General features: G+C 67.3%; 14 protein-coding genes and 1 pseudogene. 6 read left to right on the top strand and 9 right to left on the bottom strand.

The genetic code is table 11. The features are described 5' to 3' along the window. Window positions 1–42 precede the first annotated feature (42 nt). Window positions 43–10,296, bottom strand: a complete 10,254-nt coding sequence (locus SACAZDRAFT_RS01650; protein WP_005438040.1) for a LamG-like jellyroll fold domain-containing protein — start codon at window positions 10,294–10,296, stop codon at window positions 43–45. Window positions 10,297–11,076: 780 nt separating this feature from the next. Further along, window positions 11,077–11,661: a D,D-peptidase/D,D-carboxypeptidase VanY-N gene (vanY-N, locus tag SACAZDRAFT_RS01645; RefSeq protein ID WP_005438025.1), complete on the bottom strand. Its 585-nt coding sequence runs from the start codon at window positions 11,659–11,661 to the stop codon at window positions 11,077–11,079. A gap of 219 nt (window positions 11,662–11,880) precedes the next feature. Here vanY-N and alr point away from each other — a divergent pair, with 219 nt between their 5' ends. Beyond that, a complete protein-coding gene (gene alr, locus SACAZDRAFT_RS01640; RefSeq protein WP_005438023.1) occupies window positions 11,881–13,026 on the top strand; it encodes an alanine racemase in 1,146 nt (381 codons plus the stop codon). Between the two features lie 25 nt (window positions 13,027–13,051). Continuing rightward, window positions 13,052–13,342, top strand: a pseudogene (locus tag SACAZDRAFT_RS24105) (D-alanine--D-alanine ligase); the annotation flags it as partial. Between the two features lie 132 nt (window positions 13,343–13,474). Here SACAZDRAFT_RS24105 and SACAZDRAFT_RS01635 read toward each other — a convergent pair. Continuing rightward, entirely contained in the window at window positions 13,475–14,635 is a 1,161-nt protein-coding gene (locus SACAZDRAFT_RS01635) for an RNA-guided endonuclease InsQ/TnpB family protein (protein WP_231641193.1), read from the bottom strand. A 56-nt stretch (window positions 14,636–14,691) separates the two neighbouring features. Beyond that, complete coding sequence (tnpA, locus tag SACAZDRAFT_RS01630) at window positions 14,692–15,099, bottom strand: IS200/IS605 family transposase (RefSeq protein ID WP_005438020.1); 408 nt, start codon at window positions 15,097–15,099, stop codon at window positions 14,692–14,694. Between the two features lie 143 nt (window positions 15,100–15,242). Between tnpA and SACAZDRAFT_RS01625 the strand changes: the two genes are divergently transcribed. From SACAZDRAFT_RS01625 to SACAZDRAFT_RS01610, 4 genes are all read left to right on the top strand, one after another. Next, the gene (locus SACAZDRAFT_RS01625; RefSeq protein WP_040927613.1) at window positions 15,243–15,920 is read left to right on the top strand and encodes an ATP-grasp domain-containing protein; all 678 of its coding nucleotides are present in this window, start codon (window positions 15,243–15,245) and stop codon (window positions 15,918–15,920) included. 130 nt (window positions 15,921–16,050) lie between these two features. Continuing rightward, window positions 16,051–16,725, top strand: coding sequence for a response regulator transcription factor (locus SACAZDRAFT_RS01620; RefSeq protein ID WP_005449014.1), 675 nt, complete (start codon window positions 16,051–16,053; stop codon window positions 16,723–16,725). Continuing rightward, complete coding sequence (locus SACAZDRAFT_RS01615) at window positions 16,722–18,179, top strand: sensor histidine kinase (RefSeq protein WP_005438016.1); 1,458 nt, start codon at window positions 16,722–16,724, stop codon at window positions 18,177–18,179. Before SACAZDRAFT_RS01620 ends, SACAZDRAFT_RS01615 begins: the two co-directional genes overlap by 4 nt. Beyond that, window positions 18,176–18,649, top strand: a complete 474-nt coding sequence (locus tag SACAZDRAFT_RS01610; protein ID WP_005438015.1) for a hypothetical protein — start codon at window positions 18,176–18,178, stop codon at window positions 18,647–18,649. Before SACAZDRAFT_RS01615 ends, SACAZDRAFT_RS01610 begins: the two co-directional genes overlap by 4 nt. Window positions 18,650–18,681: 32 nt before the next feature. Here the strand turns inward: SACAZDRAFT_RS01610 and SACAZDRAFT_RS01605 are convergent, their stop codons facing one another. From SACAZDRAFT_RS01605 to moaA, 5 genes are all read right to left on the bottom strand, one after another. After that, window positions 18,682–19,065, bottom strand: a complete 384-nt coding sequence (locus tag SACAZDRAFT_RS01605) for an ankyrin repeat domain-containing protein (protein ID WP_005438013.1) — start codon at window positions 19,063–19,065, stop codon at window positions 18,682–18,684. Between the two features lie 91 nt (window positions 19,066–19,156). Then, window positions 19,157–20,620, bottom strand: a complete 1,464-nt coding sequence (locus tag SACAZDRAFT_RS01600) for a catalase (protein WP_005438011.1) — start codon at window positions 20,618–20,620, stop codon at window positions 19,157–19,159. A 38-nt stretch (window positions 20,621–20,658) separates the two neighbouring features. Continuing rightward, a complete protein-coding gene (locus SACAZDRAFT_RS01595) occupies window positions 20,659–21,084 on the bottom strand; it encodes a Fur family transcriptional regulator (protein WP_005438009.1) in 426 nt (141 codons plus the stop codon). A 32-nt stretch (window positions 21,085–21,116) separates the two neighbouring features. Continuing rightward, complete coding sequence (locus SACAZDRAFT_RS21975; RefSeq protein ID WP_005438006.1) at window positions 21,117–21,737, bottom strand: TetR/AcrR family transcriptional regulator; 621 nt, start codon at window positions 21,735–21,737, stop codon at window positions 21,117–21,119. A gap of 219 nt (window positions 21,738–21,956) precedes the next feature. Further along, window positions 21,957–22,973 (bottom strand): GTP 3',8-cyclase MoaA, encoded by a 1,017-nt coding sequence (gene moaA, locus SACAZDRAFT_RS01585; protein WP_005438004.1) that lies wholly within the window; start codon window positions 22,971–22,973, stop codon window positions 21,957–21,959. Between the last annotated feature and the right edge of the window lie 261 nt (window positions 22,974–23,234).

The following is a 23,234-nucleotide window of genomic DNA, read 5'->3' as shown; positions in this document are numbered from 1 at the left end:
CACAAAACGGAATGCGAGTCTAACGCGAGTAGATTGACGCACTCACCAGGCGGTATGAATGACATCGATGCCGTAACCCTTCATCACTCGAACAAACTGCTCGCGAAACTCGGGCGTCCATCTACTTCCATAGTGCCCACTCCACTCGTCAGTCGAGATACTACCATCAGAGTTCCTCGACCACCTCCCACCGAGAACAACAGACTCATTAGCTCCGACTCCCCGAGCGAGCTGTTCGTGCGGACTACCATCGATACCAAGATATCGTGCCGGACTACCGACTGCGAATATATTCCGTTCCGGATCGAAGACAAATTCGGGACCACCAGACGGGCTATAATTCCGAAAAACCGCCGTAGACTTCACTCGTTCACTAACTTCGATAATTCCAGGAACGGGCCCAGAACCCTTCATAACGCCCAGGCCGGCATCAACACCGCCATCACATACGAAGACGCTTCCGGTTCTCCGGCCGTCCCCCGTAGGGCGTTTACCAACTTCGCATGAGTCGTCGAGGTGTGCTGTGGCTGGTGGTAGGGGGCCGGGTTGGTCGATTCCGTGGTTGGTTTCTGGTTCGTAGGGGGTCGGTTCTCCGCCTTCTGGGTGGATGACGCCGAGGTCGATGATCGTTCGCTTGGCGGCGTCGATCGCTTCCTGAATGCTGTCGACGACAGTTCGTGTTTGTGGCGGTCGTGCTTGTGGTGTGTTGACCAGGTTTTCGAGCCTCTGGCGGCGAAGCTGTTCGAAGAACGCTCTGAGAAGCTGGGGATTAACAGCGCTAGCCGCCCCCCATCCACCAATAGGTGACCCACTCCGACCAGTCGTCTCCCCGGGTCCGATCGGCCTGCTCCCCGACGGATAAGGGAAGTTGAAACCCGCCAACAATGCAATTCGCGAAATTTCGAGCGAGTTCCAGATTGACCAGGCTATTTGCGGAAGCGGAACTGACTGAGGCGCCGGGCGCGGTATCCCTCTGATTTTCTTCGGCTTGAACAGATCAGACGCCCAGTCACCGATGATCCCGCCCACGATCGCAGCACCGCGCGTAATCAGTCTTGTACCTACTTGCCGCACCGCTGCTGACCTGGCTATAACGGCAACAATAGGAACCACCGGCGCAACGACGAGGTACCCGCTGGGGTCGGTATTCGCCAGCGGATCTGCGCTCGCATAGGCGTAGCGGTTGCTGTTGCTGAGGTCTCGTGGGTCCAGGCCTGCGGTGTCGCGGCTGGCGAACGTGCCCGTGGCCGGCTGATACCACCGCGCACCCATGTTCACGTTGCCACTGTCGGGGTCGGTGTACTGATGCTGAAAACCCAACGCCGGCTGCGTTCCCGCCTCAGCTTGCCGCTGCCCGAACGGGCTGAACGACCGCGAACCCGCCAACGCACCCGTACCCGGATCGACCAACCCCACCAGATCGGTGTGCACATCCGTCCACGCCAACGCCGACACACCACCCTGGGCCACCCCCAACGGCAACCCACCCGGCGTGTACGTGTACTCGCCCTGACCATCCGAGGCGACCTTGATCCCTGACCCCACATAGGTCAGTGCGCGACCACCGGCGCTGACCAACCGGTTCAACGCGTCATAGCGGTAGTCGGTACCGCCATCGGCGACCAACTCGTCGAACGCGTTGAACTCCACCAACGTCGACACACCATCACTCGTGCGCGACGCCAACGTCCCCCGCGGCGTGTACGAATACTCGACACCCGCCTTCGACAACAACCGGTTCCGCTCGTCGAACACCGCCGAAACCGCGCCGTCACGCGTCAGATTCCCCGCCGCATCCCACTCATAGGTGTGCACCGCATCGCCGTCGTCCCACGACACCAACCGACCCGCACGGTCATAGCCGTAAACGTTCTCCGCCGCACCAGCAAGGCCCTCGGTGTGCTTGACGACCAAATGGTCCTCGTCGTCCCACTCGTAAGTGATCGACGTGGTCTCCGCGCCGTCAGGCCCCAGCACGGTGTCGGACGCAATGCGACCCAGCTCGTCGTATCCATACGTCCGCGTCGCGGCGCCGACGCCGTATCCGACGCCGGTAACGCGCCCGGCCTCGTCGTAGTCGTAGCCCAGCGTCGCGCCCGTGGCCGCGTCGAGGGCGGTGGCGAGCCTGCCCGCCGCGTCGTAGGAGAACGAACTCGTACCGGCCGACGTGGTGACACTGGTTGGCAGACCGTCGGCGTCGTAGGTGAAGCTCGACTCCCCCGACGGTCCCGAGGCCGTGACGAGGTTGCCGCGGTCGTCGTAGGTGAAGGTGTTCTCGCCGTTCGGCGCCGACGCCGACACCATCCGCCCCGCCGGGTCGTAGGTGAACACCCGGTCCTGCGTCACCACGCTCGCCCCGCTGCCGACCTGCTTGACGAGGTTGCCCTGCGGGTCGTAGCTGTGGGAGATCGTCACCCCGCCCGGCTTACGCAGCTCCGCCAGCCGCCCCGCCGCGTCGTAGCTCGCCGTGTAGGTGCGGTCGGCCGCCTCCGGGGTCTGCTCGGTGGCCGGTTCGATCGTCGACTCGGCCGCGTTCCACGCGTTGACGGTGAACACCGTGGTGTTGCCGTTGCCGTCGGTGGCGCGAGTGATATTGCCGGCCCGGTCGTAGCCGTAGCTCGTGGTGATCGCCTCATTGTCCGAGACCGGACGCGTGATCGACGTGACCTGGTTCAGCGCGTCGTAGGTGTAGGTGGTGGCGGAACCCAGCGCGTCCGTCACCCGAGTCGCGTTGCCCGCCCGGTCGTAGGCGAACTCCCGAGTGCGCTCCACCGTGCCGTCGGGACCGAGATCCGACACCGCCAGCTGACGTCCCGCTCGGTCGTAGTCGATCTCGCTGCCGCGCCCGGTGGCATCCGTGCTCGACACCAGGCGACCCGCGCCGTCGTAGGCGTTCGTGGTGGTGTTGCCCAGCCCGTCGGTGACGGTCAGTTCGTTGCCGAGATCGTCGTAGGTGGTCTCGACGACACGACCGCCCGGGCTGGTGACGGTGGCGACGTTGTCCAGCTCGTCGTAGGTGTAACGAGTGGTGAGGATGCGCGTCGGTTCCGGAACCTTCTCCACCACGGTGCTCGTGATCTGCCTGCCGAGCTTGTCGTAGGTGGCGTGGGTTTGCGTGCCTCGCGGATCGCTCGTGGACAGAACCTCGCCCAGCGGGTCGTACGTCGCGATCCACGTGCCGCCGGCCTGACCGTGCAGCGCGGGCGGATCGGTGACCCGCCGTTGGTTACCGAGCTCGTCGTAACCGTAGGTGGTGGTCTGTCCGAGTGCGTCCGTACTCGCGACCACACGTCCTGCCGCGTCGTAGTCCAGCGCGGACGTGGCAGTGATCGGTTCGTCCCCGCCGGGAGGCAGGTACTCCGGTTGGCGGAGCTCGATCGGTCGTCCGGCTCGGTCGTAACTGGTGTGCGTGACGTTGCCGTTCGGGTCCTTCAGGTCGGCTTCCTCACCGAAGGTGTTGTAGCCGACCGTGGTGACAGGGGTCGCGGTCACCGCTGAGTTGCCGTGGGACTCGGCCTCCACCGGCGGCGCGATTCGGGTGATCTGCCTGCCGAATGCGTCGTAGGTGAAGCGGGTGGTGAACGCCTCCGGGTCTGCTCCGGTCGCCGTCCCACGCGGATCGACCACCGACCGTACGAGACCGGCCTCGTCGCGGTGGGTCAGGGTGAGCAGCGACTCGGACCCGGTGTGCACGGTGCGACCGGTCTCCCGGCCGAGTTCGTCGTGAGTGAACTCCACGTCGCTGTGCACGGAGCCGTCCGCGTCGCGGCCGATGACGCGCGTGACGTTGTCGGCGTCGTCGTAGGTGGTCTCCTCCTCACGCAGCACGTCGTCGCCTTCGCGGTCGGTGCGTCGCACCGGCCGGTCGGCGTTGTCGTAGACGGTGGTGGAGGAGAACCGGCCCTCGCCGTGAGCGTGGGTGTCGACCTGTCCCGTACCGGTGTAGGTGTACGTGGAGAGTTCGACGTCGCGTGTCTCGCCCGTGCTCGGATCGGTGTAGTCGAGCAGTGTCTCCGAGGCGAGCAGGTCGTCGTCGTAGTACGTGTACGCGGTGGTGCGGCCCATCGCGTCGGTGACGCTGGCCAGCCGGCCCGCCGGGTCGTAGGCGCGGGACTCCAGAACCACGTCCCGCGCTGGCTGTCCGTCGCCGGTGAAGCCCTTCACCGTGCGAGTCGCCAACTGGTGACGAGCCTTGGTGTAGGTGGTGAGGAACTCGGTACCCACCGGGTCCACGGTCCGCACCACCGCACCGAAGTCGTCGTACTCCGTGGTGGTCACACCGCCCTCGGGGTCGGTGACGGTGTGCACGCGGCCGTGCTCGTCGTAGGTGTAGGTGGTGGTGCGGGCGGGATCGTGGCCGGCCACGTCGGACAGCGTCGTGGACGCCAGCGTGCCGTCCGGGTTGTAGACGTTCGTGGTGCGCTGCTGGTGTTCGACGCCGGTCACGGCGTTCGTGGTGGCAGGATCGGTCTGCTCCACCACCCGCGATGCGCCGTCGTAGCGGTAGGTCGTGGTCGCCGAGCCTTCCGGCAACGCTGCCGAGCTGACGGACTCCGTCATCACCCGACCGAGTTCGTCGTGGGTGTACTCGGTGACCATGCCCGCGGGGTCGGTGACCCGTGCGAGGTCACCGGCGCTGGTGTAGGCGTAGCGGGTGACGTTGCCCGCCGGATCGGTGGTGGTTTCGAGCAACCAGGCAGGCTGGGTGCCGCCCCCGACAGCGGGCTCCGATCCGTCGGTGTAGGTGTGGGTGGTCGTGCGCTGCAGACCTCCGGTGGCACCCGGTTCCCGCACCGACGAGACAAGCCCGTTGCCGTGGAGGACGTACCGGGTGGCATACCGATCGTCGGATTCTGAGGTCGACCGGGCATCCCGAGCGAACGTGACGCTGTCGTTACGGGGATCCACGGGGTCGTCGGGATTGACGAAGTATTCCCGGTAACTGGTGTAGCAGGCTTCGCTGCCGCCGTCGCGGCAGCGTGTCGTCGACAAACGGTTTCCTCGTTCGTCGTTGACGTAGGTGGTCGCGTGACCGTTCTCGTCCACGACCCGACGGAGGAACCCGCCCTTGTCGTACTCGTACAGCGTCGTGCCCGCGTCCTGCAGCGTGACGGACACGATTCGCCCCCCACGGGTGGGGTCGTAGCTGTAGACCGTTTCCTGGCCGGCCGGATCGGTGGTCAGCACCTTGGTGGAGGCAGTGCTGGCCGAGTAATGCGCGGCGATGCTCGCCGAATCCAGCGGCCGCTGGTAGACAGCCACTTCGCCGATCGACCCGTCGAAGTAGGCCCAGTCGCGCTCCCCGATGTTGGGCCAGGGGAGGTTGGCTGTCCATCCGGTACCGACGAACGCGTGTGCCCGGTAGTTCAGGATCTCGCCGTCCTGGTGATCGACCAGGTTGCCGTCGAGGTAAAGCCACTGGCGTGTGCGGTCGGCCGAGAGCACGGCATGGTGCCATTCGCCGTCGTTGACCGACTCGGTGGAGACGATTCCCTTGACCGAGTTGTTCCAGAAGTGTCCGTAGAGTTTGCCGTCCGTGCCCACATAGAGGACCGGCATGGAGCCGCCGGACGTCGCCGCCCCGGGTCGGTGATCAGCGATCGAGAAGAGCACACCACCGTCGGCCGACGTCGTCTTGAACCACAACTCCACCGCGAGACGTTGCCGACCGTGGATTTCGTTGTCAGGCAGGCTCAGATAGCTCGAGATTCCGTCGAAGTCTGCGGCGTGCCCGCCGCGCATCACCGGGTCGGCGCCGAGCGACACGTTGTGATAGGTGCCGACCATCGTCGCCGCATCGGCTTCGGCATGCCGGGCTGTGTCGCCGTCTTCCAGTCCCCATCGGCTGTGTGGCCGACTGGCGCGCACAGCATCGACGTAGGTGGCGCGGTCAGCTTGTACGGAGTGGTGAGCAGCGACCCGCTCGGGGTCCATCGCGTGGTGGTACACCGCCACCTGGGCGATCGACCCGTCGAAATGAGCCCAATCGCGGCTGCCGATCGCAGGCCAGGAGTGGTTCGGTGTCCAACCGGTGCCGACGAAGGTATGCGTCCGATGGTTCGAGATCGTTCCGGAGAGCGAACCGATCGGGCTCCCGTCGAGATAGAGCGTCTGGGTGTCAACGTTGCCGGTGAGCACCGCATGGTGCCACTCGCCGTCGTTGACGGTGTCCGTGCTCTCGATTCCAGCGACGCTTCCCTGCCAGAAGTGCCCGTGGAGCTTGCCGTCCGTGCCCACGTACAGCACCGGCATCGACCCACCCGACGACGGTTCACCGGGCTGGTGATCCGCGATGGAGAGCAACACCCCGCCGTTGTCCGAGGTCGTCTTGAACCACAACTCCACCGAGAGCCGACGAGCGCCATGAAGGGTGTCGTCGGGCAGCTGCACATAGCTGTCGGTCCCGTCGAATGTCCGTGAGAAGCTGTTCGGGAAGGGGCCAGCACCTCGCCCACCACTGCCTCGGTGGTAGGCGCCCCGTCGCATGTTCGAATTCGACCGTGCGTCACTGCCTTCGGTCTCGGACATCCGCCAGTAACTGGCGGGCGTTGAATCCCGCACTGCCGAGGCGTACCGGAAACCGTCGCCTTCGACGGTGGGCGTGCCGTAGGTCCGGGTGCCGCCATTGTCGTCGACGTAGGTGGTGACGCGGTCGGCGATCTCGTGGTACGTCAGTTCAGCCTCGACCGCGCCGGAAGGGCGGGTGGTCTTCGTGAGGCGATCGGAGGCGGTGTCGGCGGCGTAGTGCTCGGCCACCACGACGGGATCGAGCGGGTGTTGGTAGAACGCCGCTTCTGCGATGACTCCGTCGAAGTAACTCCACGGCCCTGATGGCTTGGCGGGCCAAGCGCGGTCGTCGACCGCCCCCACACCGAGGAAGTTGTGCGGGTCCATGTTGACGAGCTCGCCGGCCAGCGAGCCGACCGCCGTGCCGTCGAGATAGAGGGTCTGGGTGTCGAAGGCGCCCGTGAGCACGACGTGGTGCCACAGACCGTCGTTCACCGCACCGGCACTGACCATGCCTTCGGTCTGGTTGTTCCAGAAATGACCGTGCAGCTTGCCGTCGGTACCCACGTACAGAACCGGCATCGACCCCTTCGGGTCGACCTCGTCCGGCGTGTTGTGGCTCGTCGAGAACAGCACACCACCCGTGGTGGAGGTCGTCTTGAACCACAGCTCCACCGAGGCGTAGGCGGAGTTGCGCACCAGATCGTCCGGAAGCTGAACGTAGCTGGTGGATCCGTCGAACACCGCTGCTGTCGCCGAGGTACCGGCCAATGGCCCGGCCTCCCGGCCCAATCCGACTCCCCTGGCAGTACCGTCGAGGCTTCCCCAAAATCCGGGAACCTCGCTGCCAAGGGTGGGGCCCTCGGTTTCGGTCAGGCGCCAGTAGGCGTGCGGGTTCGCGTCCTGAACCACCGTCGGGTAGTGCGAACCGCTGCCGTAGTCGTAACGCGTGCAGGCGTCCGTGGGGTCACACACGGACACGAGACGGTCGCCGTCGTAGGTGTACGTCCACGTCGACGAGGAGGCCGGTTCGGTCCGCACCTCGACCACATGACCATCGGCCCAAGTGAAGTGCAGTGCGCGACCTGACGCGACGTCGGTGGCCCTTTCCAGGGTGCCATCTGCCCTGTAGGTCGTCTCCTGGACGTGCCCGGCCGCATCGGTGATCGAGACGATCCTGCCGTCCGCGTCGAAGGAGTACCTGTCCCCGTTCTTGAACCGGAGCAGCCAACCGTCCTCCTCGGACACGAGGCTGAGGCCCTGCCCCGGTGGCGCGGCGTAGCTTCCGTCCGAGTTCCGACCGAACCGTGCCTGCCTCCCGTCGGGGTAGGTGAGCAGCACGACGTCCGTGCCCTCCTCGGACCGCACCCGCGTGTCCCAACGGGTCGCCCATCCCGACCCGAACGCGAGCTCTTCCCTCGGATCCAGGCTGTTATAGGTTCGCGTCACCGACAGTTCCGGCCCGGGCACCGACAGGACGGCATCCGTGACCTGGGTCGAATAGTTGCCCACACCAGGATCGACACCGTTGGTCGAGGCGAGATGGCTGGTGATCGCGGGCTGCGGGACGCGCGTCGACAGGTAGGTCGGAAGCGTCCACGGGCTCGGATCCTCGGTGTCGCTGATCTGACCGTGCCAGACGTAGGTCTCGCTCCACTCCAGTGTGCCTTCCGGCACCGTCCAACGCGGCGTGCTCTGCCAACCCGACTCCGTGCAGTCGGCACCGGAGTCGGTACAGATCTTGAAGTTGTACCGGAGGTCCTTACCGGGATGGTTGTCACGATCCCGACCCTTCACAGCCAAGGTCGGTGTGAGGGTGGTCGCGTTGAAGTTGCTCGGAGGTGACGCCGACTCGATCATCGGAGTCTGGTTGGGTACGGAGAAGACGACGCGCTTCGACATCGGCACGTCGTGCCAGGAGAAGCGTGTCTTTCCCCGAAGTCCCATGTCCCAGTGCACCGAGTACGTGCCCGGCGGTAGCGCCTTGACGCGCGCATCGACGGTGACAGACTGGCCCGGGGCCACGTTGCGGGGCATGGTGGTCCACGCCGCCCACTCGTTGTACGGCAGTTCGTTGCCCTCGGCGTCCCAGATGCGGTAACCGAGCTCGTAACCGTTCGTGGGTGTCCACGTGTCCTTGCCCGCGTTCTTCACAGTCACGCGCATGATGCCGTCGTCTGTGGTGCTCACCGGCGAGATCAGGTCTCCCACCTGGTACGTCGCCCAATACGGGGTGGAGGTCACCTCCAGGTAAGGCGCATTGGCGGAAGCGACGCTCGCGAACTTCTTCCACGCCTTCGAATCCGTGGTGGAAGCGCGGACGGCGAGACCATGGTTCGGCTTCCCGTGCGTCCACCCGTGCAGCAGATCGCGGCCCTTCTCACCGAGATCGATCGTGACCCACCGAGAGGAGCAGGCGGAACTGTGGCCATACGCGAAGGACTTCTCGGCGATCGAGGAACCGTACGAGGGCCCGGGATACGACTTCTTACCGCTGACCGACCAGGACTGTGTGACCGGATGAACCGTCACCTTGCGAGCGTCACACGAGTACGACCAGGCCGAGTACATACGCAGTTTCGCGCCCAGCACGTAGTGCCCTGACAGCTGCGAGGAGATGGAGTCGAACTTGAGGTAGGCCGCCGCGACGTTTCCACCGCCGTTGTACGTCCCCACGCTCAGAAGCGGATCGCCCGAATAGTCGGCATCGAAGCCCGACATCACGTAGGTGGAACCGTTCGCGTTCTTCGACACAGTCGGATCCACCACGACCGGGAAAACCCGTTCGGGGTCCGCCAACCAATCCTCGTCGACTCGGACGCGCAGAATCGTCCCGTCCGCATCTTCCACGAGTTCGTAGGAGACGTCTCGTGATCGAGCGCCCTCGCCGATGTTCGGATCGACGTTCGCGTCCTCCATGAAGCCCGGCGGGATCACACCCTGCACGGTGCCGTCCGCGGCTCGCAACACCACGGCCCCGTCGTCGATTTCAGCGTTCAAGCCATCGAGGTGCAGAGGGAAGTCCCAGACCGTGGGGGCGTCCGGTGATTTGAGGACGATGGCTTCCTTCGCTCCTGCCGGAGTCGCCTCGACGTGGAGGTCCGCATCCGGTCGGATCTCGGCATACACGACCTCACTGCCCTCGACCTCGCCGCGGACCGGGTCGGCGTCCGCGACCCCGAATCCGAACGAATGCCCGTCGAGTTCCACGGTCGCGAGCGCATCGGCTCCCGCGGAGGCGGCGAAACGCTTCACGTCCGAGTCGGCACGGGTGCGCCAGCCGCTCTCGTCCGAAACAAGGGTGGTGTCGATTTTGGTCCAGCCGCCCGTAGTGCGGTAGAACTGCCTTCCCTCATAGGCGCGAAGCGTTCGGGTACCGTCGGCGTTCGCGAAGACCTGCAGGTCGGGCTTACTTTCCTCGACCAGCAGTCGGCTCGTGGCCGGATCGAAGCCTTCGGGATCTCCCGGCACATCGGCTTCGCGCACCTCCACAGTGGTTTCGCGAAGCGGCGCGGCGGTGAGGCCGTGTTCTGGGTCCCGTTGATCGGGGGCTACGCCGTCGGCAGGTTGTGATGCGTGCTCACCGACCTCGACGGTCGACCTTGTGGACTCGGCGGACACCGCGTGGCTGTGTCCCTCCGCCGATCCCCATTCCTGCTCGGGAAGTTGCCCCTCAGCCGCCCCGATCCCGTTACTCCACGGCAACGCGACGACCAGCCCGGCCGCGACCACGATGACCACGAACACGGTCAACAAGCGCAGCGCAGCGGACACCGATCGGCGAACCATGCGAAACCCCCTGACAGCAACGAGCGCAGGGGACCGCCAGGCTTGGTTTCCCGCCGACGTGATCACCCGGTGCCCGACAAACGAGCCAAAACGCTCGGAAAAGTAATCACGGCATCTACCGCACACAAGAGACGGTGATCACGATGCACTGAAGCGTCACGGCACCGATGCGCAGTCGAGATAGAACGCGACGGAGAGCAACACCCGCGCGAAGGACAAGACTCCGGACGAGGGACAGAGAACCTCCGACCCAGACACACAAGCGACTCCACGTGATCATCGCCTTCGCGGGAGGAGCGCGAGGTGACGCAACGTTCTCAATCCCGCTTACTCACCCGCGCGATTCTTCGCTCGTGGTCGGTATCTGCGACCAGCGCGGGCACCGAGCACACGGATCCCCCTCCGGGTTGGCCGTCGGCACTGCCCACGCCCGCCAGCGGCGCTGTGCTTTCCCTGCAGCCAGGCCACGACCGAATTGGGGAGCGCCATGGTGGCCGACAATGCCGGTGGCACCGAGCCGGTCGACGACATCGTCCTGTCCCGGCAGGGCTTCGGCACGACCCTGTCCCTCGATTTCACCGTCACCACCGGCGTCGCGTGACACGTGGACGGTCCGCCGTGGCTGGTCGCCATGCTGAATGCTCACGTCCGCCGTGCTGCTGCTGGTCAGGCCGAACACCAGTGGGTCGTTCAGCACGTCCGACCTCCAAGCCCACCTCGATCCGGGGGCTGCGTGAGCGGAGTCCGCACGGCTGTCCACGACCGCCTTCCCAGCTCGTGCTAGCGCGCGAGCCGAACACCGTTCGTTCGCAGGGGGACGGTGTCCTGATCGAGAATCGCGCCCGGGTAGGGCAGCCGCCTCGGCGGCACGCCCCCGGGCCGGTGCTCGAAATGCCACCACTCGTTGTCGTAGGTGCGGTAGAGGTCGTAGCGGGCACCGTGTTCTTCCAGCCATCGCGCCCCCTGTTTCGGCCGGACGTCGAGCGCGACGCCCTTGACGTGACTGGACTCCCCTGGTGGGAGGACGAGCAGCCGCGCCGACGCGGCTGAGCCGGACCTGCGCACCTCCTCGTCGAACAGCCTCTGCTGAACGGACGGCTCGCGGTGCCCGGAGGTGAGGCCGAGGAGTCGACCGTGACGCCACAGCGCATCGGTGCGGGCGGAGTCGAACGCCGCCCTGGCGCCGGGAGTCAGGCCGGTCAGATCCTCCGCCGGGAACCGCAGACGCAGGGCCCAGGCGCACGCCAGCTCGCGGGCACGTCCTGGGCGGGACAGGAACGCCACCGGCAACAGCAGCACCGCGAGGGAAACGGTGACCATCGCGAACACCCGGTCTCGGCAGCGCCGCATCCGTGATTCGTTCATGACACCCACCGTCGGCGGCGGATGTTCGCGTGTTGCCCTCCGCGTGTCACAACTGTGCGACAAGGCGAGCCCCGGCCGCGGTCGTGACACGACCATGACACAGTCCGGACGCAGCCGGGACATCGCTTGATCATGCTGGCTCAGGTGGTGATGCAGAGCCCGCCGCGTGTGGCGTCCCGAACGTCGGCCGCCGCGGCATCGACTGGGCGGAATCGTCCGATGTCCGAAGCGATCGTCGATCTCGACGCCATCGCGCACAACGCCGAGTTGATCGCCCACCGCAGCGGTCCGGCCGCCGTCATGGCTGTGGTGAAGGCCGACGCGTTCGGACACGGCATGATCGAGGTCGCCCGGACGGTGCTCGCGCACGGGGCGAGCTGGCTCGGCGTCGCGACCGCGCAGGAGGCCCTCCGACTCCGCGCTGCCGGTATCACGGCGCCGGTGTTGAGCTGGTTGCACGGCGTGGGTACGGACTTCCGCAGCCCCATCCGCGCGGACGTCGATCTGTCGGTGTCGTCGGTCGCGCACGTGAACGCGATCGCCGCCTGCGCCGCCGATCTCGGCCGGACCGCGAGCGTCCATTTGAAACTCGACACCGGCCTGAGCAGGGGTGGCGCCCCGGAGCGGCAGTGGCCCGCGCTGGTGCGGGCCGCGAGGAACCTGGAACGGCACGGGCTGGTGCGGGTGCGCGGTGTCTGGTCCCACCTGATCAGCGCCGACGATCCCGACTCCGCCCACACGTCCGCGCAGCTCGCACGCTTCGATCACGCGGTGGCGTTCGCGCGCGAGGCCGGTCTCGACCCCGAGCTGCGCCATGTGGCGAACTCCGCGGCCGCGCTGAACTCGCCCCGATCGGCCTACGAGCTCGTCCGTCCCGGCATCGGGCTCTACGGCGTGGAGCCCGTGGCCGGGCGGAGGTTCGGACTGCGGGCGGCGTTGACGCTGCGCGGGCACATCCTGCTGGTCAAGGACGTGCCCGCGGGCACCGGCGTGTCCTACGGGCACGACTACGCCACGCCGCGCGACGGCCGTCTCGCCCTCGTTCCGCTCGGCTACGCGGACGGCGTGCCACGGTTGGCCGGCGGTCGGGCACAGGTGCGTATCGGAGGCCGGCGCCGTCCCATCGCCGGGCGGATCGCGATGGACCAGTTCGTCGTCGACCTCGGTGCGCTCGCCGCGCAGCCGGGTGACGACGTGGTGCTGCTCGCTCCGGAACAGCACGGAGGACCGACCGTGGACGAGTGGGCGCAGTGGGCGCGCACGCTGCCCCACGAGATCTTCACGGGCATCGGCGATCGGGTGCCGCGCCGCTACCTCGGCGGAGCAGCAGCCCACACCAGCACTGAGGGGAACACCGTTGTCTGACAGAGGGAAAGTTCGCGTCGCCGTCGTGTTCGGTGGCAGGAACAGCGAGCACGACGTGTCCTGCGCGTCCGCGGCGAGCATCCTGTCTCATCTCGACCGCACCCGCTACGAGGTGGTGCCTGTCAAGATCGAGACCGACGGGACCTGGATCGTGGGCGTCGACGCTCCCGAAGCACTCCGCACCGACGGTGCGCGTGCGCTCGCCGACTTCAGCGAGACGTTCGGCTCCGCGAAGGTGGCCGCCCTCCACGGCATCCCTCAGGCGTTCGACCGGCTCGCCGACGTCGACGTCGTCTTCCCCGCGCTTCACGGCAGGTACGGCGAGGACGGAAGTCTGCAATCACTGCTGGAGTTCTTCGGCCTGCCGTTCGTCGGCAACGGCATCCTGCCCAGTGCCATCGGGGTGACTCCACCCACCGCTAAAGCGGCGGGCTTCCTCCGGTGCTGCTCAAGCAGCGTCGGAGAGGGCCAGCCCGGCCCTGGTTGCGATGTTGATCGCCGCGTTGACGTCGGCGTTCGCTGCGTGCCCGCAGCGTCCGCAGACGAACTCGGCTTGACTAACGCGGTTCTCCTTGGCGACGTGCCCGCATTCGGCACACGTGCGGGAGGTGTTGCGGGCGTCTACCCGGATCACGTGGCGACCGGCGCTTTCAGCCTTGCCTGCCAGGATCCCGAGGAACTGCCCCCAACCCGCGTCGAGGATCGACCGATTCAGACCGGACTTAGCCGTCGCCCCGTTGGGCAGGAACACACCGGGCTGATCCGAATCTGCTTTCGGTTTCGCAGCGGCGGTCATGCCGCTGATGTTGAGGTCTTCGTGCGCGATCACGTCGTGGGCGCGTACGAGCGCGAGTGCGGTCTTGTGGTGGTGGTCCAACCGCTGGCGGCGGACCTTGGCGTGCAGCTTGCCGACCCTGCGCGCGGACTGTCTGTGCTTCTTGGTGCGCAGCGACTTCCGGACACGTTTCGGGAACGCGTCCAGCGCGCGCTGCGCTTCGGCGAGTTCGTCAGCAGCGCGTCGGGCGTGCCGGGGGTTGGCGAAGCGCTCGCCGTCGCTGGTGGTCGCGAAGTGTTCGACACCCATGTCGATGCCGACGGCCCGGCCGGTTGCGGGAAGCGGCTCAGCGGGCACGTCGTCGCAGGACAGGACGACGAACCACCGGTTCGCCTCGCGCTTGACGCTGACCGTCTTCACCCGACCCTGCACCGGACGATGCTGGTGCACGCGGACGTGGCCGACGCCTTGCAGGCGCACGCGGACCTGGGTGTCGTGCGGGGTGGAGTTCCACCGGCACCCGTCGCCGTCTTTCGGGAAGTCGACGGTGTCAAAGTGCCCTTTGCCCTTGAACCTTGGGTATCCGGGTTCGTCGCCGTTGCGGATGCGGCGGAAGAACGCCTCGAACGCCTTATTCAACCGGCGCAGAGTCGCCTGCTGCGACGAGAACGACCACCGGCCTTGTCCGTCAGGGTCTGCGGTTCGGATGTCTTTGAGCTGTGCGGACTGGTCGCCGTAGCGAACGCTGGTCTTCGACGGGTGCGCGTAGGCGTCGCGGCGTTCCTGCAACGCGGCGTTGTACAGGTCGCAGTGGTCGGCCAGCATCGCCCGCATCGCCTGCTGCTGCTTGCTGGTCGGGCGGAGAAGGAACTTGTACGAGCGACGCACGGCTACACCCGCTCCCACTGGGTATCTATGTACCGCCGCACGGTCTCGGCGCTGACCGAGCCGACCGAAGCGGCGAAGTACGACGACGACCACAACGTCGGAAGCCGCGACTTGAGGTGCGGGAACTCCTCACGCAGCACCCGTGAAGTAAACCCCTTGAACTGGTTCGCCACGTACGAGGCAGACGACTTCGGGTCGTGCTTGACGAACAAATGCACGTGGTCGGGCATGACCTCCAGGGCCACGACTGTCCAGCCGCGCTCGTTGGCTTTCTCCCGGATCAGCTCGTCCAGACGTTCCGCAACCCGGCCACCGAGGACCCGGCGGCGGTACTTCGGGCACCACACCACGTGCAGCCCGAGGTCGTACACGCCACCGGAGAACCGGCGGACTTTCCTGGTCGCAGACACAGCCTAATTATACACACGACGCAGGTATAACCATCGAAGGGAGGGTGCGAGGGACACTCGGTGCAGGTTGACAACGGAAGGCGCGAAACGTAGCGCCGATTCACCCCGCAGCTAAAGCAGCGGGTCCCCTCGCCGAAAGACTGATGGACAAGGAGTACACGAAGAAGCTGCTCGCCGGCGCGGGGTTGGCGGTGGCGGACGGTGTCGTCCTGCGAACCGGGCGAACCCTCCTGTCGGAGGACGAGCGGACCCGCCTCGGGCTTCCGGTGTTCGTGAAGCCCGCGAGGTCCGGATCCAGTGTCGGTGTGTCGCGTGTGGACTCGTGGGAGTCGTTGCCCGCGGCGATCGCGTCGGCCCGTGCCGACGACTGCAAGGTGCTCGTCGAACAGACCCTGCACGGCCGGGAGATCGACGTGGGAGTGCTGGAGCTACCGGACGAACGGATCGAGGCGGGCCCGCCATTGGAGATTCGGCTGGCACCGCACCAGTCGGTGTTCGACTACCAGGCCAAGTACACCGACGGTGGTGCCGTTTTCGACATACCGGCCCGCCTGGATGCCGAAACCACCGCGACGCTGCGGGCCACGGCACTGCGAGTGTTCGAGCTCTTGGGCTGCGCGGGCCTGCTGCGAGTCGACTTCTTCCTGTCGCCGGACGGAACCCCGGTGGTCAACGAGGTCAACACCTTCCCCGGGTTCACCGTGAACTCGCAGTTCCCGCAGATGTGGGCCGAAGCCGGTCTGGGCTACGCGGACCTGCTCGACATCCTCATCGAGACCGCACTCAGGCGCGAGGAGCGCCGTGACGCCCCAGCCCGCTGAGGCCGCTGCTCGACGGATTTCTGCCCGGTCAATGCCTTCTGGACTCTTCCACGAGATCCGGTCGAGCGGTGGCGTCGGCCGCGACGGGCGCCGGAAAGGCGAAACGACGATCACTATGCTCAGCCCCACCATGTCGCGAATCCTGTTGATCGAGGACGATCCCGCAGTCCGAGAAGGTCTTGAACTGGCCCTGTCCCGGCAGGGGCACACCGTGGACGCGGTGGAGTCCGGTGAACAGGGACTGGACCGGCTCCGGACGGACCCTCCCGATGTCGTGGTGCTCGACCTCATGCTCCCCGGCATGGACGGGTTCGAGGTCTGCCGCCGAGCCGGTGCCACGACGGACGTGCCGATCATCATGCTCACCGCCCGGGGTGACGACATGGACGTCGTGGCCGGCTTGGAGGCCGGCGCCGACGACTACGTCGTGAAACCCGTACAGCCGCGGGTGCTCGAAGCGCGCATCCGAGCGGTGCTCCGCCGCATCGGCCGGGAACAGTCCGACCTGGAACGTCACGGGGAGCTGGGCATCGACCGGGCCGGGTTGATGATCACCAAGCGCGGCGAGCCCCTCACGCTGACGCCGACGGAACTGCGTCTGCTGCTCGTCCTGTCGGCCACCCCCGGCCGCGTGCACAGCCGCAGACAGTTGCTGGAGTCGGTGTGGGACTACGGATATCTCGGTGACTCGCGCATCGTGGACGCGTGCGTGCAGCGGTTGCGGGCCAAGCTCGAAGACGACGCGTCGTCGCCCGTCTACGTGCAGACGGTGCGTGGATTCGGCTACCGGTTCGGCCCGCTGTGATCCGTTGGCGCGGACGGCGCGGCCGCTCCCTCGGGCTGCGCGCGCGGTTGCTGCTCGCGTTCGTCCTCCTGTCCACACTGACGACGGCGGGCGTCGCCGGTGGGATCTACGTCCAGGCCCGCAACGACATCCTGCAGCGGACTCAGGATGCGAGCGTGCGGACCCTGACCGACCGACTGTCCGCGGTCTACCCGCTGGCCCGTGGCACTCCCCACCGCAGCCAACTCCAGTACATCGCCGACGTGGTCACGGATCAGGACAGCGCCACGGTCGCGATGTACAAGGATCTGACGTCGTCGAGCAGCGTGCCCCGAGAGGCGTTGCCCCGGGCTCTGCGGCAGGCGGTCGCCGAAGGGGACGTGGCCTGGCAACGCGTGGTACGGCACGGCGAACCCCTGCTGATCATCGGTACGCCGCTGCGGATCATCCACCCCGACGGAGCGGCCTGGCCCTCCGGTATCGAGGTCTACTCCATCCGCAGCTTGGCACCCGAGCAACGCAGCATCGACCAGCTCGCCGCCACCGCGTGGGCCATCGGCGGAGCCGCTGTGGCGCTGGCGATCGTGCTGGCGTTGCTGGCCGCCCGCAGCGTGCTGCGCCCGGCGCGGGAGCTCGGTCACGCGGCGCAGCGGCTGGGTGCCGGTGACCTGCGCACCAGGATCACGGTCCGGGGTTCCGACGAACTCTCCGACGTCGCGCGCACGTTCAACGACACCGCCGCGGAACTCGAACGGCACGTGGAACGGCTCCGGGCGCTGGAAGCCGACGCTCGCCGGTTCGCGGCCGACGTGTCTCACGAGCTCCGCACCCCACTGGCGGCCATGACGGCCGTCACGGACGTGCTCGACGAGGAAGCGGTCCACCTGCCCGCCCACACCGGGCAAGCCGCCCGGCTGGTCAGCCGGGAAACACACGCCCTGTCCCGGCTGGTCGACGATCTGCTCGAAATCAGCAGGTTCGACTCCGGCGCCGCCGTGCTGACTCTGGACGAGATCGACGTGTCCGCGCTGGTACAGGCGACGTTACGGGCCCGCGGCTGGACGGGACGGGTGGACACCGACCTTCCGCCCACGACGGCCCGGCTCGACCCTCGCCGCGTCGACGTCGTCGTCGCCAACCTCGTAGGCAACGCACTCCGCCACGGCGAGCCGCCTGTGTCGCTGCGACTGCGCGCCGACGCCGAGCTGATCACCGTCGAGGTCCGCGACCACGGGCCGGGCGTGAACCCTTCGGTGCTGCCCCACATCTTCGATCGCTTCTACAAGGCGGACGCGGCCAGGACCCGATCCGACGGCAGCGGTCTCGGACTCGCCATCGCGCGCGAGAACGCGCGGTTGCACCGCAGCGACACGCATCGCGGCGACCTCACGGCCACCAACGCCCCGGACGGCGGAGCCGTGTTCAGGCTGCTTCTGCCCCGGTGGACGGACCGGTCCGACGAGGAGGAATCGTGAGGCGTCCCCAGCACGACAGCTCGGCCGGAGCATTCACGGCGTTGCTCCTCACGCTGCTCCTCACCGCGTGCGGGGTGCAGCCGAGCGGCGTCATCCGAGGCGCGTCGCCGCCGAGCGGCGCTGCCGAACGGGACGACATGATCGTCCTGTTCCTGGTGCAGGACGGCAAGCTCGAACTCGTTCACCGTCCCAGCAGTCCCCTGCCGCCCGGAGAACTACTCGCACTCCTCGCTGCAGGTCCGACCCGCGACGAAAGCGCGCGTGGCCTCAGCAGCGACGTTCCACCTGACGCCGCCCCGTTCACGGTGTTCACCGACCCAGGCGGAAGGACAGTGGTGGACACGGCTCTCCCGCCCGAGGTGCTGTCGACCACGGCCCTCGACCAGATCGTCTGCACACTCGCCGTACCGCGCGAACGCATCATCGTGCTCGGTCACGGCCGAGCGCGCGCCTGCCCCACGCACACGTGACGCCCCACAGCACGTTCGACGGGGCGAACGCTTCAGCTCAGCAGGTGTTCGCGGCCGAACATGACGGCGGCAGCACGGGCGGTCGGTGTGCCCGCGTCGAGGTCCGCGCCCGCCTCGCGGAGCACGGCGACCACCTCGTCCTCGCCCTTGAACAGCGCGCCCGCGATCGGCGACTGGTCACGCGCGTTGCGGCGGTCCGGGTCGGCGCCTCGGTCCAGCAGCGCGCGCACCGTGGGCGCGTGCCCGTGGTAGGCGGCGAGCATCAGCAGCGTGTTGCCCGACGGGTCGGTGACGTCGACCGGCAGGCCGTGGTCGAGGAACTCCAGCAGCTGCGTGGTGTCGCCCTCCCGCGCCAGGTCCATGGCGATCGCCACGACGCGCTGGACCTGCTCCGGGGTCAGTCCACCCTCGCTCATTCCCCACCTCCTTCTTCGCTTCACGAGAACACCGCCCCGCATGGACGAACCACGCGGGGCGGTGTCTATACGCGACAGTGACCGGTCTGGGTCAGAGCTGACCGGCCGCCAGCGCCTCGATCGCCTTGCGGACGCCCTCGCCGTAGGCGGGGTCGGCCTTGGTGCAGTTGGCGATGTGCCGCTCGATGGTCGCCTGGGACGCACCGTTGATGGCCCGGGCGGTGTTCTCGAACAGCGCCTGCTGCTGCTCCGGCGTCATGTTGCGGAACAGGATTCCGGGCTGCTCGTAGTAGTTGTCGTCGTCCTCGCGGTAGTTGAACCGGTCGGCCACCGACCCCACGGCCTGGCTCGGCTCGCGGTAGGCGGGCTGCTCCTGCCAACGGCCGTAGGAGTTCGGCTCGATGCCCGGGGTGGCGCCCTGGTTGCCGTCGACGCGCATCGCGCCGTCGCGGTGGTAGGAGTTCACCGGGCAACGCGGCTGGTTCACCGGGATCTGGTGGTGGTTCACACCGAGGCGGTAACGCTGGGCGTCACCGTAGGAGAACAGGCGACCCTGCAACATCTTGTCGGGCGAGAAGCCGATGCCCGGCACGACGTTCGCCGGGGTGAACGCGGCCTGCTCGACCTCGGCGAAGTAGTTGTCCGGGTTGCGGTTGAGCTCCCACTCGCCGACCTCGATCAGCGGGTAGTCCTTCTTGGACCACACCTTCGTCAGGTCGAACGGGTGGTAGCGGTAGGTCTCGGCGTCGGCCTCGGGCATGATCTGCACGTAGAGCTTCCACTTCGGGAAGTCGCCGCGCTCGATGGCCTCGAACAGGTCCCGCTGGTGCGACTCGCGGTCCTTGCCGACCAGGGCCTCCGCCTCGGCGTCGGTGAGGTTCTTGATGCCCTGCTGGGTGCGGTGGTGGAACTTGACCCAGAACCGCTCGCCCTTGTCGTTGATGAAGCTGTAGGTGTGCGAGCCGAAACCGTGCATGTGGCGGTACGACGCCGGGATGCCGCGGTCGGACATCACGATCGTCACCTGGTGCAGCGCCTCGGGCAGGTTGGTCCAGAAGTCCCAGTTGTTCTCCGGGCTGCGCATGTTGGTGCGCGGGTCCCGCTTCACCGCGTGGTTGAGGTCCGGGAACTTCAACGGGTCGCGGAAGAAGAAGACCGGGGTGTTGTTGCCGACGAGGTCCCAGTTGCCCTCCTCGGTGTAGAACTTGACGGCGAAGCCGCGGATGTCGCGCTCGGCGTCGGCGGCACCGCGCTCACCGGCCACCGTGGAGAACCGCACGAACAGGTCGGTCTTCTTGCCGACCTCCGAGAAGATCTTCGCGCTGGTGTACTGGGTGATGTCGTTGGTGACCGTGAAGGTTCCGTAGGCACCGGAGCCCTTCGCGTGCATCCGACGCTCCGGAATGACCTCGCGGTCGAAGTGGGCGAGCTTCTCCAGGAACCACACGTCCTGCAGCAGCATCGGACCCCGAGGCCCCGCGGTGAGCGAGTTCTGGTTGTCAGGGACCGGCGCACCGGCCACCGTCGTCAGCGGTTTCTGGTTGTTCTCGGGCAAAACGCGCTCCTCGTCGGATACTTCGTCGATACGGGTGTTCAATCGTCCTGTGCCTGGCAGGCGGGGCAGGTACCCCAGAAGGTGACCTCGGCCTCGTCGACCGCGAATCCCTCTCGATCCTCGATGTGGAGGCAGGGAGCCTCGCCCACCGCACAGTTGACGTCTGTGATGGAGCCGCAGTGGCGGCACACCAGGTGGTGATGGTTGTCGCCCACCCGCGTCTCGAAGCGGGCAGGAGATCCCGCCGGCTCGATACGGCGGACCAGACCAGCGTCGGTCAACGCGCGCAGGACGTCGTAGACGGCTTGCGTCGACACCGAGCCCAGCTCGCGGCGGACGGCCGTCGCGATGGTGTCCGTGTCCGAGTGGGGGTTGGCCGCGACCATCGTCAGCACGGCAACCCGCGGGCGGGTCACCCGCAGTGCTGCCCCGCGCAGGAGCGCGGGGGCGTCGATGATTGCCACGGCGGGAAGCCAAGCAGCTTTTCTGGAATAAGTCAACTTTGTATCGGAGAAGACACCCGCCCGGGGACGTCGATCACCCGATCGACGCCGAGTCGCCGCAGGTCACGACCACAGGGACGACTGGACCACAGTCCGCGAGGCGGACTCGCCGGAGCCGACGTGATCTTAGCGAGGCGTCGACGACCCCTCGCTCCTGCGCCTCCCTCGAGGACGACCTGGAGCGCCTCGACGTAGGTCTCGCCACCCCGGCGGATCTCCTCCGGCCGCTCGGCACTCAACTGCTCGAACTCCCGTAGCTGGATCGTGTACGCGGTGAGGTGCGACGCGGTGAACCGCACGTGCAGCCTGATGAACTCGGCGAGCTTCTCCAGCGGCTCCCCTTCGAGCTCGGACACCTTCCGAATCTCGGCGATCGCCTCGTCGTACACGTCCTTGATGATCCGGTAGAGGAAGTCCTCCTTGGACCGGACGTAGTGGTACAGACTTCCCTTGAGAATGCCGACGCGATGGGAGATGTCCTGGATACTCGTGCCGCTGTAGCCCTTCCCCAGGAAGACCTCCGCCGCCGCCTCCACGATCTCGCGGAACCGCTCGGGATCGGGCCCACGACGAGGACGGCCCCGCCTCGCAGGTTCGGTGTTGGCGTCGGACATCTCCCGCTCCCCCTGTGTCGCTGTAGCGACGGTCGTGGTGCGGACGCGGCCGGGCGTCGGCGCGGTGAGCACAACGACGGAGGACGCCGCGAGCGCGTTCCGGGCGATTCTCCCCGAACCACGGCATGATACTCCGCCCACGGCTCGCCAACTCGCTTCGGACCGCGTCCGACCGCGACCGGACCGACACCGAAGCCACGTCGCCGGGACGGCGGCGGGTCAGCCGCCGATGTAGGACATCTCCACGCGCGGACCGGTGAGGCCGCCCTCGCCGCGCAGCTCGGACGCCCGGTCGGTCCGGCGCCCCCAGACCGCGCCGATCGCGGCGAGGAGCGCCTCGTCGTCGGCGCCGCCGCGCAGCAACGCCCGCAGATCGGTGCCCCGCGCCGCGAAGAGGCAGGTGTAGAGCTCCCCGACCGACGACAGCCGGGCGCGGGTGCACGTCCGACAGAACGGCTTGGTCACGGAGGCGATGATGCCGACCTCACCGGCCCCGTCGAGGTAGCGGTAGCGCGAGGCCACCTCGCCGTACACCTCCGGCTCGACGGGTTCGAGGGGCCACCGCGCGTGGAGCCGGTCCCGGACCTCCTCGGCGGGAACGACCCGGTCACGCACCCAGCCGTTGGTGGTGCCGACGTCCATGTACTCGATGAACCGCAGCCGCACGCCGGCCTCCCGGGCCCAACCCGCGAGATCTTCCAGCTGGTGGTCGTTGATCCCCCGCTGCAGCACCGTGTTGACCTTGACTCCGAGCCCGGCCTCCCGCGCGGCCCGGATGCCGTCGAGGACGGAACTCACCGACAGTGGCGTGTCCGCGATTCGCCGGAACACCTCGTCGTCGAGGGCGTCCAGGCTCACGGTGACCCGGCGCAGCCCGGCGTCGGCGAGGGGACCGGCCAGCCGGGGCAACAGGACTCCGTTGGTGGTCATGGCGAGGTCGTCGAAGTCGGGCAGCATCGCGACCAGCGACGGCAGCCCGCGCCGCAGGAGCGGTTCCCCACCGGTCAGCCGGATCTTGCGCACGCCCAACTCGCGGAACAGCGTCAGCAGCCGGGTGATCTCCTCCAGGGAGAGGAGCTCCTCCCGGTCGAGGAAGACGTGCTCGGCACCGAACAGCTCCCGAGGCATGCAGTAGCGGCACCTGAAGTTGCACCGGTCGGTGACCGACACCCGCAGGTCGGTGAGTGGGCGGTCGAGACGATCGACGAGGGGCGCCGCAGATGCGGATGTCGCCATGGTTCCCACTCCAACTTCTCACTAACATCCGTTTGCTTTGGCACACTATGGCAACCGAGACGAGTTCGCCAACCTCGACGCGCGAGGCTCGGCACCCCCGAAGAGCCGTCGACCACCGGGATCGAGACCAACGGGTGCACCGTGACGCGAACCCAGGGCCCGACCACGCCGAGTACCCCGAAACCCCGCAATCCGACACCCCACCCGCGTACACCGCGCGCGCGAGCAGGACGACCCCGCGCGCACCCGACTGGTCCAGCG

It is taken from the genome of Saccharomonospora azurea NA-128, from assembly GCF_000231055.2.
GTDB lineage: Bacteria > Actinomycetota > Actinomycetes > Mycobacteriales > Pseudonocardiaceae > Saccharomonospora > Saccharomonospora azurea.
The sequence above is the reverse complement of the archived record's forward strand: the minus strand, read 5'-3'. Positions and strand labels throughout refer to the sequence as shown.

Coding starts and splice junctions, on each gene's coding strand:
- SACAZDRAFT_RS01650 (WP_005438040.1), bottom strand. CDS start 10,296: ATGGTTCGCCGATCGGTGTCCGCTGCGCTGCGCTTGTTGACCGTGTTC.
- vanY-N (WP_005438025.1), bottom strand. CDS start 11,661: ATGAACGAATCACGGATGCGGCGCTGCCGAGACCGGGTGTTCGCGATG.
- alr (WP_005438023.1), top strand. CDS start 11,881: ATGTCCGAAGCGATCGTCGATCTCGACGCCATCGCGCACAACGCCGAG.
- SACAZDRAFT_RS01635 (WP_231641193.1), bottom strand. CDS start 14,635: ATGCGGGCGATGCTGGCCGACCACTGCGACCTGTACAACGCCGCGTTG.
- SACAZDRAFT_RS01625 (WP_040927613.1), top strand. CDS start 15,243: ATGGACAAGGAGTACACGAAGAAGCTGCTCGCCGGCGCGGGGTTGGCG.
- SACAZDRAFT_RS01620 (WP_005449014.1), top strand. CDS start 16,051: ATGTCGCGAATCCTGTTGATCGAGGACGATCCCGCAGTCCGAGAAGGT.
- SACAZDRAFT_RS01605 (WP_005438013.1), bottom strand. CDS start 19,065: ATGAGCGAGGGTGGACTGACCCCGGAGCAGGTCCAGCGCGTCGTGGCG.
- SACAZDRAFT_RS21975 (WP_005438006.1), bottom strand. CDS start 21,737: ATGTCCGACGCCAACACCGAACCTGCGAGGCGGGGCCGTCCTCGTCGT.
- moaA (WP_005438004.1), bottom strand. CDS start 22,973: ATGGCGACATCCGCATCTGCGGCGCCCCTCGTCGATCGTCTCGACCGC.